We start from the raw sequence: 15323 nt of genomic DNA, 5'->3' as shown, positions 1-15323 counted from the left end.
AAACTTGGCGTTGTATTATAAATCGCCAGTTATCAATGAGCCATTTTAATGATTTTAATAATCCGCAGGTTGCGGCATTGCCCGGTCATTTAAAACAATTTATAGTCGACCAGCACTACGAGCATTATACGCCTATCGATCATGCGGTGTGGCGCTATGTCATGCGCCAAAATTATAGTTATCTAAAGGATGTCGCTTACTACCCGTACATTCCCGGCCTGCAAAAAGCAGGTTTAACTATTGAACATATTCCCAATTTACAGGAGATGAATGATGCCCTCGGCAAAATTGGCTGGGGTGCTGTTACGGTCGACGGCTTTATCCCGCCGGCGGCCTTTATGGAGTACCAGGCGTACCGGGTGCTGGTTATCGCCGCTGATATACGCCAGTTAAAACATATTGAATATACTCCAGCTCCTGATATCATTCATGAATCGGCAGGGCATGCGCCCATAATTGCCGACAAGGATTACCATGAATACCTGAGTTATTTTGGATCGATAGGGGCTAAAGCCATGTTTTCGGCACAGGATTTTGAGCTTTATGAGGCTATCCGCGCACTATCGATATTAAAAGAAATGCCTGATGCTGATGAACAGGAAATACTTAAAGCCGAAGAGCTGGTAACTTATTGCCAGGAAAACATGGGCGAACCATCGGAAATGGCCCTCCTGAGCCGCCTGCACTGGTGGACGGTTGAGTACGGCCTGATTGGAACGCTGGAGCACCCAAAAATCTACGGCGCGGGCCTGCTTTCATCTATCGGTGAAAGTTCAACCTGTATGAATAAAGATGTTCAAAAGCTATGGTATACTATTGACGCTGTTAAATATCCCTATGATATCACCAAGCCACAGCCCCAGCTTTTTGTAACCCCCGATTTTCAGAACCTGATCAGCGTGCTGGAAGAGTTTGCCAATACCATGGCTTTCAGAAAAGGAGGGGCTTATGGTTTACAGAAAGCTGTTGAAAGTAAAAATACCTGTACCGTAGTTTATAGTTCGGGCTTGCAGGTTTCGGGTAACATTACCGATTTTAAGACAGATGCAGCCGGCAAACCTTATTTTATAAAAACCACCGGCCCTACCGCGCTGGCCCTGAACAATAAACAGTTAAGAGGCCACGGTAAAGATTATCATAAAGATGGTTTCAGCTCGCCGGTTGGTAAATTGAAAGGCTATCACGATACACCTTTGGAGGATTTTTCGGAGGATGATCTGAAAGCAGCGGGTATGATAAAAGGGTTGGGCACCGAACTGCATTTTGAAAGCGGGATCACCGTAAAAGGCATTATTAAAAATATCTTTTCGGACGATGGCAAAATCTGCCTGATCACTTTTGATAACGTAACCGTTACTGATGATAATGGAACGTTGTTGTTTGATCCGGCCTGGGGCGTTTATGACATGGCCGTTGGCGAAGAGATCATTTCGGTATTTTGTGGCGCGGCCGACAGGGAAGCTTATGAAACCATTGTTTATAAATCCAAAACCGAAACCCATCACGCCCGGCATGATCATAAAACCAAAGAATTGCACAAGCTTTACCAGCAGGTACGAAATTGCCGCATTAACCATGGTGATTATGGCTTTTTAGGCAATGTATGGCAGCAACTGCAAAAAGACCATCATGACGACTGGCTTTGTGCCCTCGAGATACTGGAAATACTTGACCATGAAGGTGTAGACCCAGTGTTAGCAGCCGGGATCAAGCATTTTCTTGAAGAAAAAGGCCGTAACGAGCCCGAATATGGTAAACTCATCAGTGACGGCTTTTACCTGATTAAGCACCCGGTTGAGCAAAAATTGGTAGTTTAGCGTTGATTTATCATCTTAGAGGATAAATCACGCGTCATTGTGAAGAACGAGGCAAGGACGCGTGGGAAATGAAATTAATAATAAATAATCATTCCCCCTTTAGGGGGTTAGGGGGCATATGAACATCATAATAACCGGCGCCAGCAGCGGCGTGGGCTTTGAAGCCGTAATTGAACTAATACTTTCGGGCAGCCATAAGGTAATAGCCCTGGCCCGCTCACAGGATAAACTGGAACGTTTGCTGGAGATAGCACATGGTTTAAACCCCGATTGCCAGTTGTTTGCTTTAAAATTTGATATAGTGCATGATGATTATGAAGGTTTGCAGCAGTTCATCGCATCACATTTTGATAATCGGGTTGATATTTTAATCAACAATGCAGGGGTGCTTATCAATAAGCCATTTGCCGAATTACTCGAGTCGGATTTTGTAGAGATGTTGCAAAGCAATTTTATTGGTCATGTACGTGCTATCCAGGCATTGCTTCCTTTAATGCCTGCGGGCTCGCACATTGTTAATATTGGCAGCATGGGAGGATTTCAGGGGAGCGCTAAATTTCCGGGGCTGGCGGCTTACTCAGCAAGTAAATCAGCATTGCATACGCTAACCGAATGTTTAGCACAGGAGTTAACCGAACAAGGGATCAAAGTAAATTGCCTGGCTTTAGGATCGGCACAAACCGAGATGCTGGAACAAGCTTTCCCGGGTTATGAATCGCCGGTAATGGCATTTGAAATGGGAAAATATATCGCCGATTTCGCCTTAACCGGGAGCAAGTTTTTTAACGGAAAAATAATACCTGTAGCAGCAACTACCCCTTGAAATATTAGATAATATTGCAAACATTTTTTATAACTTAGTTATTATAACTATGTTATACCTGCCGCGTATGGACACAAGGTTTACGTCACTCTTTACTCATTCAAAAGATATTTTTTTTGTCATGGATATGAATGGCGTGATCATGCATATCAATCATGCTTTTCGTAATACTCTTAACTATAGCGATGAGGAGTTAACGGGTATAAATATTGAAGCTATATGCCATCCGGCAGATAAAGAACGCCAGACAGAGTCACAAAACAGCCTTCTGCTTAATAAAAAATTAGTTGGCTATCAAAGCCGTATTAAAGCTAAAGACGGGTGTTACTTTAGTATTATCTGGTCGGTAATACTGAATGAGGATGATAACCTGATTTATTCGAGCGGGAATACACTGGCCGGCGTGATCGGTCAATCAGAAGATGATATTGTTCAGCATACTATTCAAAGCCTCAATGAAGGCTTTATTGTACTTGATGCCAACTGGGATATAATTTCCTTTAATCCGGCGTTCCAGGCTATGACTAACCTTAGTTTAACCGAGCTTGCTGAGGCCAATTTTATGGAGATTAAAAGTCTTGGTTTAACTGAATCAGTAGAGAGTGAGTTTCAACTTTCATTAACCTGCAAAAAATCCATACAGGTACAATATTTAAATGCCTATTCAAACAGCTGGCTTCGGATCAATATATACCCTTATCAGGATCAGCTGGCTGTTTTTATACGTGATATAACGGAAATAAAAATGCAGGAATGGGTATTGGAGCTTGAAAAGAAGGTGCTGGAATTAAACGCGATGTCACAATATACGCTGGCGCAATCTGCTACCGAACTACTTATGGGAATTGAAAGGATCTTCCCGGATATGATCTGTTCTGTTTTGGAAGTTGACGATAAGCAGGAGAAATTACATACGCTTGCCGGTCCGCGGTTGCCACAGGCTTACAGTAATCAACTGGAAGGTTTATCAATAGGGCCCAATGTAGGATCGTGCGGTACGTCGGCATTTCACCGTAAGCAGGTTATAGTAAGCGACATTGAAAACGACCCGCTTTGGGCTGATTATGTTGGTCTTGCCAAACCATACGGACTAAAGGCTTGCTGGTCGTCGCCTGTAATGAGTTCGAAAAACTCAAAGGTTCTGGCTGTATTTGGCATTTATTACCATACCATGCGTAAGCCAAATAAGGAGGAGTTAAATATCATTGAACGCACGGTGAATATTTTGAGGGTGTTGATAGAAAGCAAAAAAACCGAAGATAACATACGCGAGCAAAACCACAGGCTGCAAACCATAGCCAATATCAGTTCGCACGAATTGCGTAAGCCGGTAGCTACTATTTTGGGTTTAGTTAATCTGTTTGATAACGATGATCTGCAAAACCCACTCAACAAGGAGATCATCGGGCATATTGATACTACATCGCAGCAACTTGACGGGGTTATTCATTCTATTGTGGAAAGAACCGCGTATATTAAGGCATTCGGGGCTGATGCGTAACTGCGAGTTTTAATCAATGGTTATATTTTTTACGTCTTAAAGTAGGTAATTGTGTAGGAATTTCTTAAATTGGGGGTATAATATAAAACCTATGCGCCTTTTATTTACACTTATCACGTTATTGATCATTAATGCCGCTTTCGGGCAAGCTGTAACCGAAACCTATCCTAAAACCCTATTTTGCCCCGACGATTCGATCAGGCTTAGTTTTTCAAAATTTCCTGGAAAAGAAGCTTATTGCGTCAGCGGCCTCAAAACCAGCCCCGGTACTGATGCCACAACTGGCATATATGCTACTTTTTACTACGGGAAAGATTCTGTGAAGATAAACTATCGTAATAACCTGCCATACGGTCACGTAGTATACATTAAGCTTGAATCGCCAAAAGGTAGTAGTACTTTAAGACTTCACTTTAATGATATCTCTAATTCCTTCCCGAAAGCTTATATGGCAAAAAATCTTAATAATATACAATTTGATATCCCCGAACCTTATGAGCTGGCCAATATCATCTGGACGCTTTCGCCTGCCGGGCAAAAAGCTACTGATCTGAACAAAGAAGGTGATTACTATAAAAAGGTGGTAAGTTGGTTTAAACCTTATATGGACCATAAAGTGTTTAAAGCGTTGAGTATTCCGGATAGTCTTTACGGCAGTAAATACTATGAGTTCCGGGAAAATAGTTTTGCGTTTAATTTCCAGGATACAGTACCCGGTTCAAAAAATACAAAATTGCTTTTCAACGGGCCTTACTATTATGTTTATGGCAATGAACTTGCCGATAGCAGCTTGTTTGGAAAGCTAAAGCCATTGGTTGAAGATTTTGCTGCAAAGTCTAACTTCAGGAAGTTTTATCAGCAGAATTTACCTTATTACCGGCAACAACTTGCACGTCAAAAAACACTATTACCGGTGAGGCAAATGTGGACCTGGCTTGAAAATCAATTTCCGAAACGGAAGTACCAATCATACAGGATAGTATCCTCTCCGCTTATTGGCGGTTCGCACAGTACACAACGTTATGCTACCTATGACTACGACGAAAATAAACTATTTACCGAAAATGCGATGTTTATATGCGGAACAGACAGGTATGACCGTGAAAAAGAACTTTCAGAAAAACAACGCGAAGGTTTAATGACAGGCATTGTATTTACGGAGATAGATCATAATTATATTAACCCTACAACAAGTGTATACGCTAAACAAATTGACAGCATATTTTCAAAGCGTTCTGTTTGGGCCAAGACAGGTAATAGCAGCGATTTTTATGAAAACCCTGTCAGCGTGTTTAATGAATATATGACCCACGCCGCTTTTTGTCTTTATATAGCTGATAATTATGACAAACCGGTAGCTGATTATGTGATTGAACGCCGCGAAGCTCTAATGGTAGAGCGTCGGAATTTTATCCACTTTAAAGAATTTGATCAGGAGCTGTTACGCTTACACCGCCAAAATAGAAACTTAAAAACGGCCGATCTTTACCCCATGATCGTATCCTGGTGTAAAACGCAGATATAAGTAATCAGCAAATGAGTGGATATAAGCCTGTGTAGAATGAAATATTTGATTTGCATTAGTTTTTTCTTGTTTGTGTGTGCTGCTTCTTTTGCGCAGGTTACCACATTCACCATTGATAGTAGTAAGTTAAACAGGTCATTAATGATAGTTTTGGATTCTATTTATCAATCAGATCAATCGGTTAGAATAAAATATCTGCGGGCAAAAAGAGATAATGCACAAATCAACGTTGCCGATAGCCTGCAAGACGTTATGCATAAAACTGACAGTCAAAATTTGATCAGGGTAAATACTATTCTAACAAAGTATGGTTGGCTTGGTCCACAAAAAGTAGGTATTACAGGTAGCCAGGCTTTGTTCCTGGTAATCCAACATGCCGATTTGCAAACGCAGCAAAACTACTTACCACTGATCAGAACCGCGGAGAAAAACGGCGAAATACTTTCAAGCAACCTTGCCATTCTTGAAGACAGGATCAATATGCGGACCGGCAAAAAGCAAGTTTACGGCAGCCAGGGATTTACAGATAAGCAAACAGGCAAAATATATGTCTATCCTATTGTTGATGTTGATCATTTAGATGAGCGACGCAGGGCAATGGGGATGCCGCCAATGAAAGATTATGCTAAAAATTGGGATGCAGAGGATTACAAAAGGCAATTGCCGGAGATAGAGAAGATAGTTCAGGCGCAGAATATCAGATAACGTTCCAGATAAATACCTACGGGAAGCTTAAACCTACGCTCAAGCTTCCCGTAAAGGGTGTTCTTCTTTAGGCGATACCTGGGCTCTTGTATCTACCGATTTTACCCGCCAATGCCCCACAGCTTTTGGCGTATCGCCATTTGCTCTTCAGCCTTTTGCGCCCACTTTTAAAAACTCATTAACTACTATTTCGGATACATAACGTTTAACGCCATCTTTGTCGGTGTAATTACGATTGGCCAGTTTGCCTTCTACAGCAACTTCATCACCTTTTTTTAGCAGGTCTTCGGCAAGTTTGGCTTGTGGCCCCCAAAAAACCAGGTTATGCCACTGGGTATCGGTTATTTTCTCGCCTTTATCATTTTTGTAGCTTTCATTGGTGGCAATAGAAAGGCGCACCATTTTTTTATTACTGTCGAATACCTTTACTTCCGGGTCCATACCTAAGTTACCTACAAGGCGTACACTGTTTCTTAATGAGTTCATAGTTTTAATATTTATTGCTTAATGTTTGTTTGAATCAACAATACAAAGGTGCGGCAAGTCAAAAGAGTTAACCGGATATTAACCGTTTATAGTCGATAGTATCCGTTTGTAAGCGTTTGCAAACGGATAAATTAATTGCTACCTTTATGTCATGAACCAGGAAAGAGTATGCTTAGATTGCGGCACGCCATTACAGGGCCGGGCTGATAAAAAGTTTTGTAATGATCTGTGCCGCAATAATTACAATAACCAGCTCAACAGCAGTAGCTATAACCTGGTGCGCAATATCAATAATATCCTTCGCCGTAATCGCCGTGTGTTGGAAGAGTTGAACCCGACCGGCAAAACCAAAACAACCCGTAAAAAGCTTGCTGCAAAAGGTTTTGATTTCGACCATATCACCAGCATCTATCAAACAAAAACCGGGTCGACCTATTTTTTTAATTATGAGTACGGCTACCTGTTATTGGATAATGATGAAGTGCTGCTGGTGAAACGTGAAGGGGAGCAGTAGCAGTTGGCAGTTTTCAGTGGGCAGTTTGCTTGAGTGGCAGTAGCAGTTTATAGTGGGCGGCAGTTTGCTGTGGGATTTGCCGGTTTATTTGCTTTGAGCTTTAGGCGTTCTGCTTTGAGCTTTAAAATCCAATTCTCTATAGATTTAATAGCATTTAACAGTTTAATATTTTGATAATTAATACTTAACAGTTGTTTCATTCGGCGCTTTATGTTTTCAATAAATTTAAGTACGTTTGGGGAAATGTAAATTTTTAATTTTTGACTGATCTTACTAATTTAAAATGAAATTATTTATTAAGAAACCGATTGCTCAACTAATGGCTGCTTCGGCAGAGACGGAGAAGTCGCTCAAGAGAACCTTAGGCGTTGGCTCACTTATAGCACTCGGTATCGGCGCGATTATAGGTGCCGGTATTTTCGTTCGTACGGCAGCCGCGGCAGGTGAACATGCCGGGCCTGCGGTTACCATCTCATTCCTTATAGCAGCCGCCGGTTGCGCCCTGGCTGGTTTGTGCTATGCGGAATTTGCCAGTATGATCCCCATCGCAGGATCTGCTTATACCTACTCTTACGCTACCATGGGCGAGTTTATTGCCTGGATTATTGGCTGGGACTTAGTGCTTGAATACGCGCTTGGGGCCGCTACCGTTTCCATCGGCTGGTCGCAGTATTTTAATGAGTTTTTAACAACGTTCTTTAACGTGCACATACCATATGCATGGTCGCACTCGTTTATGGAAACCTCAAACACTACCGTAGGTATGTATGCCAGCGAGTTAGGTACAAGAGGTATTGTTAACCTGCCTGCTATCCTGATCCTGTTCCTGTTAACGATGTTGCTGATTCGGGGCACGGCCGAATCTGCGGTTGTAAATAATATCATTGTAGTTGTAAAAGTTGCTATCGTATTAATGATCATTGGTTTAGGCTGGCACTTTATTAATCCCGCCTTCCATACGCCTTATACTATCCCTGCCGATGCAGGAAAGATCAAAGTAAGTGCGGGTATAGTTGATTATGCCGATACCTTTAACCATGGATGGCTCGGCGTGTTGCGCGGTGCAAGCGTTGTATTCTTTGCTTTTATTGGTTTTGACGCGGTTTCAACTGCTGCGCAGGAAGCTAAAAATCCCCAAAGAGATATGCCAAAAGGTATCCTGATATCACTGGTTATCTGTACTGCGCTTTATATCCTGTTCTCGCATGTGTTAACAGGTTTGGTATCTTACAAAGATTTCCTTATCCAGGGTAAAGAAGCATCGGTAAGTTACGCTATCAAAACCGCTATGCCTGGTTACGGATGGTTGGCTTCATTTGTTACAGTATCAATACTTGCAGGTTTTTCTTCAGTGATCCTGGTGATGCTGATGGGCCAGACCCGTGTATTTTACACCATGAGCACCGATGGTTTGATCCCTAAAGTATTCTCAAAGCTGCACCCTAAGTTCCGTACGCCTTACAAATCGCAATGGTTATTCTTTGTGTTTGTATCATTGTTTGCCGGTTTTATTCCTGATAAATATGTAGGCGATATGGTGAGTATAGGAACACTGTTCGCTTTTGTGCTTGTATGTATTGGTATCTTTATTTTAAGAAGAACCGACCCGGGCATTGAACGCCCGTTCAAAACTCCGGCTTATATGATAGTTTGCCCGCTTGGCGCCATCATATGCCTGTGTATGATTGCCAGCGAAGGCTGGGAAAACTGGGCAAGGCTTATTGTTTGGTTATTGATCGGTTTTGCCGTTTACTTTGGCTATAGCATCAAACGCTCGCATGTAAGGCATGGTAAGGTTGAAGGTGCCGTTAATCCTATCAACCCTAAATTTGTTGAATAGTATAACAATGTTATCATAAACAAAAAAGGTTCTGAGTTTTCAGGACCTTTTTTGTTACATTCCTTTTTTATACCGGTAAACCAATAAAACCGCTTCATGAAGGGCGATAAAAACCTGTGGGTATTAGTATTTGTATGTGTCATTAACTCGTTAGGGTTTGGCATCATTGTACCAATACTTTACTCTTATGGTAAAACCTTTGGCGTTACCGGCGAAACATTAGGCATCCTCACCGCTTCCTTTTCAGTAGCTCAGTTTTTTGCTACACCTGTTTTGGGTTCCCTGTCTGATAAATGGGGACGAAAGCCTTTACTGGTGATCAGCCTGGCAGGTACCTGTATCTCCTTTATCCTTTTTGCCGAAGCCCGGAGCATGATCATGCTTTTTGCAGCCAGAATTTTAGATGGCCTTACGGGTGGTAATGTGTCCGTTGCGCAGGCTATGGTATCTGATACGGCTAAACCCGATAACCGTGCCAAAAGGTTTGGCATTTTAAGCTCGGCCTTTGGCTTTGGCTTTGTGATTGGGCCGGCTGTGGGCGGCTTCCTGAACAGGTACGGTATGCAGGTGCCTTTCTTTTTTGCGGCGGGTATTTCACTTATAGGCACACTTTGCAGCCTGTTCTTTTTAAAGGAAACCAACCCGCCCGATAAAACAAAAAAGAATTCAGAAAAAACTAAATTTTCGTTTACCTCGCTGATAACTACCCTTAAACGGCCGGTTATTGGCACGGCCGTATTTACAGGCTTTATGCTCACCATGGCGCAGTTTACCATGATTATCGCATTTCAAACTTTTACTGTTGATGTATTGAAGATCAACCCTACACAGATCGGTATTCTGTACGCAGGTTTCGGCGTGAGCGGTATTATTATGCAGCTTTGTGTGCCGCTGTTTACCAAATGGTTTTCATCTAAATCAATGATCCTGTTGCTCTCTACTTTTCTTTGCCTTGCGGCGATGTTTGCAACCGGGCTCACCAATCATTTTATTCCGTTCGTTATAGGTATTTGTATTTATGGCCTGTTCAACGGTCTGCGTAATCCTATGCTCAACGCAATAATTGCCGATCATATTGACCATAAAGAACAAGGCAAAATATTGGGCATCAACCAGTCGTATGCTTCCATAGGGCAAACCCTTGGTCCGGTTACAGCCGGCTTTGCAGCTTTGCTATCGGTACATGCTATTTTCTTCTTATCTTCATGCTATATTTTAGCTGCGTTGCTGCTAAGTATCCGGTTAAAGAGAAAAGAATAAATTTAAGAGACCATGCCGCACCCATTTATTTTTAAGGAGATCATTTCGGTTACGATGATCCTTTTTGCTATTATTGATATTTTGGGTGCTATACCGGTAATTATCCAGCTCAGGCAACGTGTAGGTCATATCGAGTCGGAAAAGGCCAGTATAGCCGTGCTGGTGCTTATGGTGACCTTTCTTTTTATAGGTGATGAACTATTGGCTGTAATAGGCTTGGATATTTCTTCATTTGCTATTGCAGGTTCATTGGTGATTTTCATCATTGCCATGGAAATGATTTTAGGTGTCGACTTTTTTAAAGAGGAATTACCACAGGCTGCGTCCATTGTACCACTGGCTTTCCCGCTTATTGCAGGCGCTGGTACCATGACCACGCTGTTATCTTTGAAATCGCAATATCAGACGCAGAATATACTTGTGGGCATTGTGTTAAACACACTTGTGGTTTATTTGGTACTTAAGAACGTAAAGTGGCTGGAAAGGTTGCTTGGGCCGATAGGTTTGAGCGTATTGCGTAAAGCATTCGGGATTATTTTATTGGCTATAGCCATTAAGCTTTTCAGGAGTAATACGCATTTGTAGATATCAAATATATACTACATGTCATTGCGGGGAGCAGCCGGGGAATGTGCGCAAAGGGCGACGCGGCAATCTCGTAGCTAATGCATATTAGATTGGCATGATGGTCATTAACGCGACGAGATTGCCGCGCTATGCTCGCAATGACATATTTTTTATTAAACGATTGGAGAGGGGTTCAGCCTTGCCACAAACATGGTATCCGCCTTACGCTCGTATCCTTTTAATACCGCTTTCTCTTCCAGTTTTAAACCAAGCTCGTTTACCAAATAATCAACCACATCTTCATTTTCACCTTTAAAGGCCGAGCAGGTGATGTAGATAAGCGGCTTACCGGGTTTAAGATATTTAACCACGTTTTGGGCGATGCTTTTTTGTAGCTTTTGGAAAAACTCAATCTTATGCACATCAAACTGGGCTATCATTTCAGGAGTACGTCCCCAGGTGCCCGAGCCACTGCACGGGGCATCAAGGATGATCCCGTCAAATGCATAATCATGCATCACCGAATCAATGTTTTGGGTAAGGTCGAGGGCTTTTTTCTGATATTTGGTTAATCCGGCCAATTGAAAGCGCTCATCAAGGTTAGCCAATATCGATTCGCGGATATCGGATACAACCAGTTTGATATTAGGCTCATCTTCATGCAGTAATAATGATTTACCACCCGACGCTGCGCAGGCATCCCACCAGCTATCCCAGCGCTGTGGTTTAAAGTAATTACCTGTTTGTTGCGATGAATAATCCTGCACCTCAAACCAGTGTTGTTTGGGAAATATGGTTTCGAGGCGCGTACCGTTTGGCAGCGAATAACAGCCGTTGCCCTCATCCTTAAAAACAACCTCCGCTTTGGACAGTTCGGCTTTTACCAAATGATCATAACCGTTGCGTACGCGGATAAACAGATCGGGCTGACAAAAAAATGATTTCAGGAAAGCTTCTTTATCAATCCCGTCTGAAAGCTGGCTGCTCCATGGGAAAACATCTGCCAGTTTAAAATCAGGGTAGGCGGTTTTTACAAGGGCTAGTTTATCATCGTCATTAAAACCAATACATGCAGCCCATTCTGGTTTGAAGTGTTGCAGGTAAGAGTTAGTTTGGGTATTGCATAAAAATTCGGCAACCATTAGCCGCTCATCTTCAGGTAAGTTTGGAAGTGCCCTGCCCAGGCGAAAGTAATTGTATACTAACCGGTTGGCCACCCGCCTGTCGGTTGAGCCCATTTGTTTGTTCTGCCGGTAAAAGCCGGGTAAAAATTTACTTAGTGGCGTATCGGCAGGATATTCACCCAAAATTCGCTGAAACGTTTTAAGCTGGTTTATGGCCTTCATTCTACCTGTTTTAGCTCAAAGTTAGTGTACATTAATATTTTTACGTGGGTGTTGATCCAGCCCAACCCCGGCTTTTTGATGAAATGGAAGCCGTTGTGTAAGCCGGTAAAATCGGTCTCATCTATAGATTGCATGCCTTTATCCGTAAAAAGTAGCTTTCCAAAATACAATCCTTCATCAAAACCCTTAATGGCGTATTCGGTCGGTTCAACGTGATATGCACGCCTATAGTTACGTAAAAATGTTGTTGTAGCCCCTGCTTTGTAATTTATTTTTTCGGTAGAGGTAATATGCGTATTCAAACGTTGTAAAAGTTGCGGTTTCAGGAAGCTGAACTTCTCCCAGCTCGGGTGCCCGAACACCATAACCGGGTAGTGTTTGTTCAATGTATCTAACGATCGGAGGGTTACACCCAAAAATGCCTGGTCGGTTGCAGGGATAACAAACACATTTTTCTCTGTTTTAGAAAGCTGCGGAAGCAGGCTACTCAGTTTGCCCCGTATAACATATACGTTGGTAACCTTTACCTTCTTTTTGCTTAAGCTGTCGATAGCCTTTTTAAAATTAACAGCGTAATCATTTTCCTGGTTAAAGCCCGAACGCAGAATAAAGATTTTTTTAGGCTTAACTGTTCTGTTAATGTATTCGGCAGCGCCCCATGCGTGATATTCAAGCGGCGGAATAGCAGTGATTAAATTTTTGCTTTTAATTGTGCTTGGATTGGCAGGCGATAAGGGAGATAAAATTGGCCCCTTTGAATATGATAACGCCCCGGAAAATGCCTTCACCCCATCCGGAAAAACCGGGCCGACTATCAGATCGCTTGAACGTACAAACGCGTTTAAAGCCAGATCATGCGCTTGCATGGCCTCATCTCTTGAGTCAAAGATCTGTAGCTTGTAATTATTGCCGTAAGCAGTAAGCGAATCAAGGGCAAGTTTAAAGCCCTGGTAATATTCAACGGCAATATTAGCCTGGCTTAATTGTATAGGGCTATATTTTTGAGCTGGATTTAAATGCTCAAGATTCAAAGGCAGGATCATGGCTATATTAGCCACCTTTTGTTCCGAGGGCTTATCTGATGGTTTTTCGGTAGTATTGCTGGGCTTTTTTTCGGTATCAGTCGGTTTTTTTACGGTAGTTGCTACCGGCCGCGTTTTGGGTGAACACGCGGCCAGCAGCAAGGCTATGCAAAAAAACGGTAACCACTTATTCCCACTCAATGGTGGCCGGTGGTTTTGAACTGATATCATATACTACCCGGTTAATTCCTTTTACGTTGTTGATGATCTCGTTGCTGATCTTGGCCAGCAAGTCGTACGGTAAATGGCACCAGTCGGCGGTCATCCCGTCAACCGATTCAACAGCACGGAGACAGATCACGTTTTCGTAAGTACGCTCATCGCCCATTACGCCTACCGACTGTACCGGTAAAAATATAGCGCCGGCCTGCCAAACTTTATCGTAAACCCCGGCAGCACGTAAATTGTTTATATAAATTGCATCAGCTTCCTGTAATATCGCTACTTTTTCAGGCGTGATGTCTCCCAAAATCCTGATAGCCAGGCCCGGGCCCGGGAAAGGGTGACGGCCTAAAATGTTAGGATCGATACCTAAAGCCTTACCTACTTTCCTAACCTCGTCTTTAAACAACGTGTTAAGCGGCTCAACTACTTTGAGCTTCATGAAATCGGGCAAACCGCCAACGTTATGGTGCGATTTGATAGTAGCAGAAGGGCCTTTAACTGATACCGACTCGATAACGTCGGGATAGATTGTGCCCTGGCCAAGCCATTTCACGTCCTGTACCTCATGCGCGGCATCATCAAATACTTCGATGAATACGCGGCCGATCGCTTTACGTTTTTTTTCAGGATCGGTTAAGCCGGCAAGCGCGTCATAAAAACGTTGTTTGGCATCGATGCCTTTTATGTTTAAGCCCATGTGCTGGTATGAATCAAGCACCTGCTCAAATTCATCCTTACGCAAAAGTCCGTTATCTACAAATATACAATGCAGGTTTTTGCCGATAGCATGGTGCAGCAATACTGCCGCAACCGACGAATCAACGCCTCCTGATAAACCAAGTACTACCTTATCATCGCCCAGTTTTTCGCGAAGAGCGGCAACTGTGGTTTCGATGAATGAATCAGGTGTCCAGTCTTGTTTGCAACCGCAAATGTCAACCAAAAAGTTTTGCAGCAATTGCTTGCCGTCAATACTGTGCGTAACTTCCGGGTGAAATTGGATGCCGTAAGTTTGGGTTCCGGTTACCTGGTAAGCGGCAACTTTAACGCTATCGGTACTTGCAATTACCTCAAAGTTATCGCCAATGGTAGCAATGGTATCGCCGTGCGACATCCACACCTGTGAGCCACCAGGAACATCCTTAAACAATGGATTATCCTGTTTAATATATTCCAAATTGGCGCGACCGTATTCACGGGTACTTGAAGGCAATACTTCGCCGCCATGAAAATGGGCAACATACTGCGCACCGTAACAAACACCTAAAATAGGGCGTGTGGTATGGAATTTTTCAAATTCGAAATGAGGAGCATCTTCCTGCCTTACAGAATAAGGGCTGCCGGAAAGAATGATACCTTTTACAGTGCTGTCAATTTCGGGATAATGATTGAAGGGGTGGATCTCACAATAAATATTGAGCTCCCTGACGCGGCGCGCTATAAGTTGGGTGAATTGCGAACCAAAGTCAAGAATGAGGATTTTTTCTTGCATGGGCAAAGATAGGATTTTGATTTCGGAATTGGGAGTTGGGATTTCGGATTTTTTTATTTGATGATTTGCCGATGAACTTGCGCTCATTTGTGATGAGTGCTTAATATGGTTCCGCATTTGTAATGCGATTCGCGATGCAATCGCTGAGCCACGTTAAGCGCTCGTTGCAAACGGGCGCAAGTAGATTTTCAGGACAAGAC

Annotated in this window: 14 protein-coding genes; 9 read left to right on the top strand and 5 right to left on the bottom strand. The window is 42.8% G+C overall.

Features of this window, described 5'->3' with window-relative positions; all coding sequences use genetic code 11:
- Positions 1-35: 35 nt before the first annotated feature.
- The 5 genes from BLP33_RS12215 (at position 36) to BLP33_RS12195 (ending at position 6371) form a co-directional block, all read left to right on the top strand.
- A complete protein-coding gene (locus BLP33_RS12215; RefSeq protein ID WP_090528429.1) occupies positions 36-1817 on the top strand; it encodes an aromatic amino acid hydroxylase in 1782 nt (593 codons plus the stop codon).
- 118 nt (positions 1818-1935) lie between these two features.
- Entirely contained in the window at positions 1936-2640 is a 705-nt protein-coding gene (locus tag BLP33_RS12210) for an SDR family NAD(P)-dependent oxidoreductase (RefSeq protein ID WP_090528426.1), read from the top strand.
- Positions 2641-2707: 67 nt separating this feature from the next.
- A complete protein-coding gene (locus BLP33_RS12205) occupies positions 2708-4141 on the top strand; it encodes a PAS domain S-box protein (protein WP_175490002.1) in 1434 nt (477 codons plus the stop codon).
- Positions 4142-4232: 91 nt separating this feature from the next.
- Positions 4233-5666, top strand: a complete 1434-nt coding sequence (locus BLP33_RS12200; protein ID WP_090528420.1) for a DUF4932 domain-containing protein — start codon at positions 4233-4235, stop codon at positions 5664-5666.
- 36 nt (positions 5667-5702) lie between these two features.
- Positions 5703-6371, top strand: a complete 669-nt coding sequence (locus BLP33_RS12195) for a DUF6624 domain-containing protein (RefSeq protein WP_139159982.1) — start codon at positions 5703-5705, stop codon at positions 6369-6371.
- Positions 6372-6518: 147 nt separating this feature from the next.
- On the opposite strand, the gene BLP33_RS12190 is transcribed toward BLP33_RS12195, so the two are convergent.
- A complete protein-coding gene (locus tag BLP33_RS12190) occupies positions 6519-6857 on the bottom strand; it encodes a single-stranded DNA-binding protein (protein ID WP_090528414.1) in 339 nt (112 codons plus the stop codon).
- Positions 6858-7008: 151 nt separating this feature from the next.
- Here BLP33_RS12190 and BLP33_RS12185 point away from each other — a divergent pair, with 151 nt between their 5' ends.
- Positions 7009-7371 carry a hypothetical protein gene (locus tag BLP33_RS12185; protein WP_090528409.1) on the top strand — a complete coding sequence of 121 codons (363 nt, stop codon included), beginning with the start codon at positions 7009-7011 and terminating at the stop codon, positions 7369-7371.
- Between the two features lie 47 nt (positions 7372-7418).
- Here the strand turns inward: BLP33_RS12185 and BLP33_RS27445 are convergent, their stop codons facing one another.
- Positions 7419-7571: a hypothetical protein gene (locus BLP33_RS27445; protein WP_175490001.1), complete on the bottom strand. Its 153-nt coding sequence runs from the start codon at positions 7569-7571 to the stop codon at positions 7419-7421.
- Between the two features lie 83 nt (positions 7572-7654).
- Between BLP33_RS27445 and BLP33_RS12180 the strand changes: the two genes are divergently transcribed.
- The 3 genes from BLP33_RS12180 (at position 7655) to BLP33_RS12170 (ending at position 11056) form a co-directional block, all read left to right on the top strand.
- Complete coding sequence (locus BLP33_RS12180) at positions 7655-9211, top strand: amino acid permease (protein WP_090528406.1); 1557 nt, start codon at positions 7655-7657, stop codon at positions 9209-9211.
- 96 nt (positions 9212-9307) lie between these two features.
- The gene (locus tag BLP33_RS12175; protein ID WP_090528403.1) at positions 9308-10471 is read left to right on the top strand and encodes an MFS transporter; all 1164 of its coding nucleotides are present in this window, start codon (positions 9308-9310) and stop codon (positions 10469-10471) included.
- 12 nt (positions 10472-10483) lie between these two features.
- On the top strand, positions 10484-11056 hold the full coding sequence (locus BLP33_RS12170) for a MarC family protein (protein ID WP_090528400.1): 573 nt from the start codon (positions 10484-10486) through the stop codon (positions 11054-11056).
- Between the two features lie 155 nt (positions 11057-11211).
- On the opposite strand, the gene BLP33_RS12165 is transcribed toward BLP33_RS12170, so the two are convergent.
- Genes BLP33_RS12165 through guaA form a run of 3 tightly spaced genes read right to left on the bottom strand, consistent with a single transcriptional unit; the run spans position 11212 to position 15123 of the window.
- The gene (locus BLP33_RS12165; RefSeq protein WP_090528397.1) at positions 11212-12384 is read right to left on the bottom strand and encodes an RsmB/NOP family class I SAM-dependent RNA methyltransferase; all 1173 of its coding nucleotides are present in this window, start codon (positions 12382-12384) and stop codon (positions 11212-11214) included.
- Positions 12381-13637, bottom strand: coding sequence for an ABC transporter substrate-binding protein (locus tag BLP33_RS12160; RefSeq protein ID WP_139159981.1), 1257 nt, complete (start codon positions 13635-13637; stop codon positions 12381-12383). The genes BLP33_RS12165 and BLP33_RS12160 overlap by 4 nt, the downstream gene beginning before the upstream one ends.
- Positions 13594-15123: a glutamine-hydrolyzing GMP synthase gene (guaA, locus tag BLP33_RS12155; RefSeq protein ID WP_090529629.1), complete on the bottom strand. Its 1530-nt coding sequence runs from the start codon at positions 15121-15123 to the stop codon at positions 13594-13596. Before guaA ends, BLP33_RS12160 begins: the two co-directional genes overlap by 44 nt.
- Positions 15124-15323 lie beyond the last annotated feature (200 nt).

Source organism: Mucilaginibacter sp. NFR10, from assembly GCF_900100445.1.
GTDB classification, from domain to species: domain Bacteria; phylum Bacteroidota; class Bacteroidia; order Sphingobacteriales; family Sphingobacteriaceae; genus Mucilaginibacter; species Mucilaginibacter rubeus.
The sequence above is the reverse complement of the archived record's forward strand: the minus strand, read 5'-3'. Positions and strand labels throughout refer to the sequence as shown.

What these genes read in the sequence shown, in the direction of transcription:
- guaA (WP_090529629.1), bottom strand. Translation starts at nt 15,123, where the DNA reads ATGCAAGAAAAAATCCTCATTCTTGACTTTGGTTCGCAATTCACCCAA.
- BLP33_RS12170 (WP_090528400.1), top strand. Translation starts at nt 10,484, where the DNA reads ATGCCGCACCCATTTATTTTTAAGGAGATCATTTCGGTTACGATGATC.
- BLP33_RS12215 (WP_090528429.1), top strand. Translation starts at nt 36, where the DNA reads ATGAGCCATTTTAATGATTTTAATAATCCGCAGGTTGCGGCATTGCCC.
- BLP33_RS12195 (WP_139159982.1), top strand. Translation starts at nt 5,703, where the DNA reads ATGAAATATTTGATTTGCATTAGTTTTTTCTTGTTTGTGTGTGCTGCT.
- BLP33_RS12205 (WP_175490002.1), top strand. Translation starts at nt 2,708, where the DNA reads ATGGACACAAGGTTTACGTCACTCTTTACTCATTCAAAAGATATTTTT.
- BLP33_RS12200 (WP_090528420.1), top strand. Translation starts at nt 4,233, where the DNA reads ATGCGCCTTTTATTTACACTTATCACGTTATTGATCATTAATGCCGCT.
- BLP33_RS12185 (WP_090528409.1), top strand. Translation starts at nt 7,009, where the DNA reads ATGAACCAGGAAAGAGTATGCTTAGATTGCGGCACGCCATTACAGGGC.
- BLP33_RS27445 (WP_175490001.1), bottom strand. Translation starts at nt 7,571, where the DNA reads ATGAAACAACTGTTAAGTATTAATTATCAAAATATTAAACTGTTAAAT.
- BLP33_RS12180 (WP_090528406.1), top strand. Translation starts at nt 7,655, where the DNA reads ATGAAATTATTTATTAAGAAACCGATTGCTCAACTAATGGCTGCTTCG.
- BLP33_RS12210 (WP_090528426.1), top strand. Translation starts at nt 1,936, where the DNA reads ATGAACATCATAATAACCGGCGCCAGCAGCGGCGTGGGCTTTGAAGCC.
- BLP33_RS12165 (WP_090528397.1), bottom strand. Translation starts at nt 12,384, where the DNA reads ATGAAGGCCATAAACCAGCTTAAAACGTTTCAGCGAATTTTGGGTGAA.
- BLP33_RS12160 (WP_139159981.1), bottom strand. Translation starts at nt 13,637, where the DNA reads ATGATATCAGTTCAAAACCACCGGCCACCATTGAGTGGGAATAAGTGG.
- BLP33_RS12175 (WP_090528403.1), top strand. Translation starts at nt 9,308, where the DNA reads ATGAAGGGCGATAAAAACCTGTGGGTATTAGTATTTGTATGTGTCATT.
- BLP33_RS12190 (WP_090528414.1), bottom strand. Translation starts at nt 6,857, where the DNA reads ATGAACTCATTAAGAAACAGTGTACGCCTTGTAGGTAACTTAGGTATG.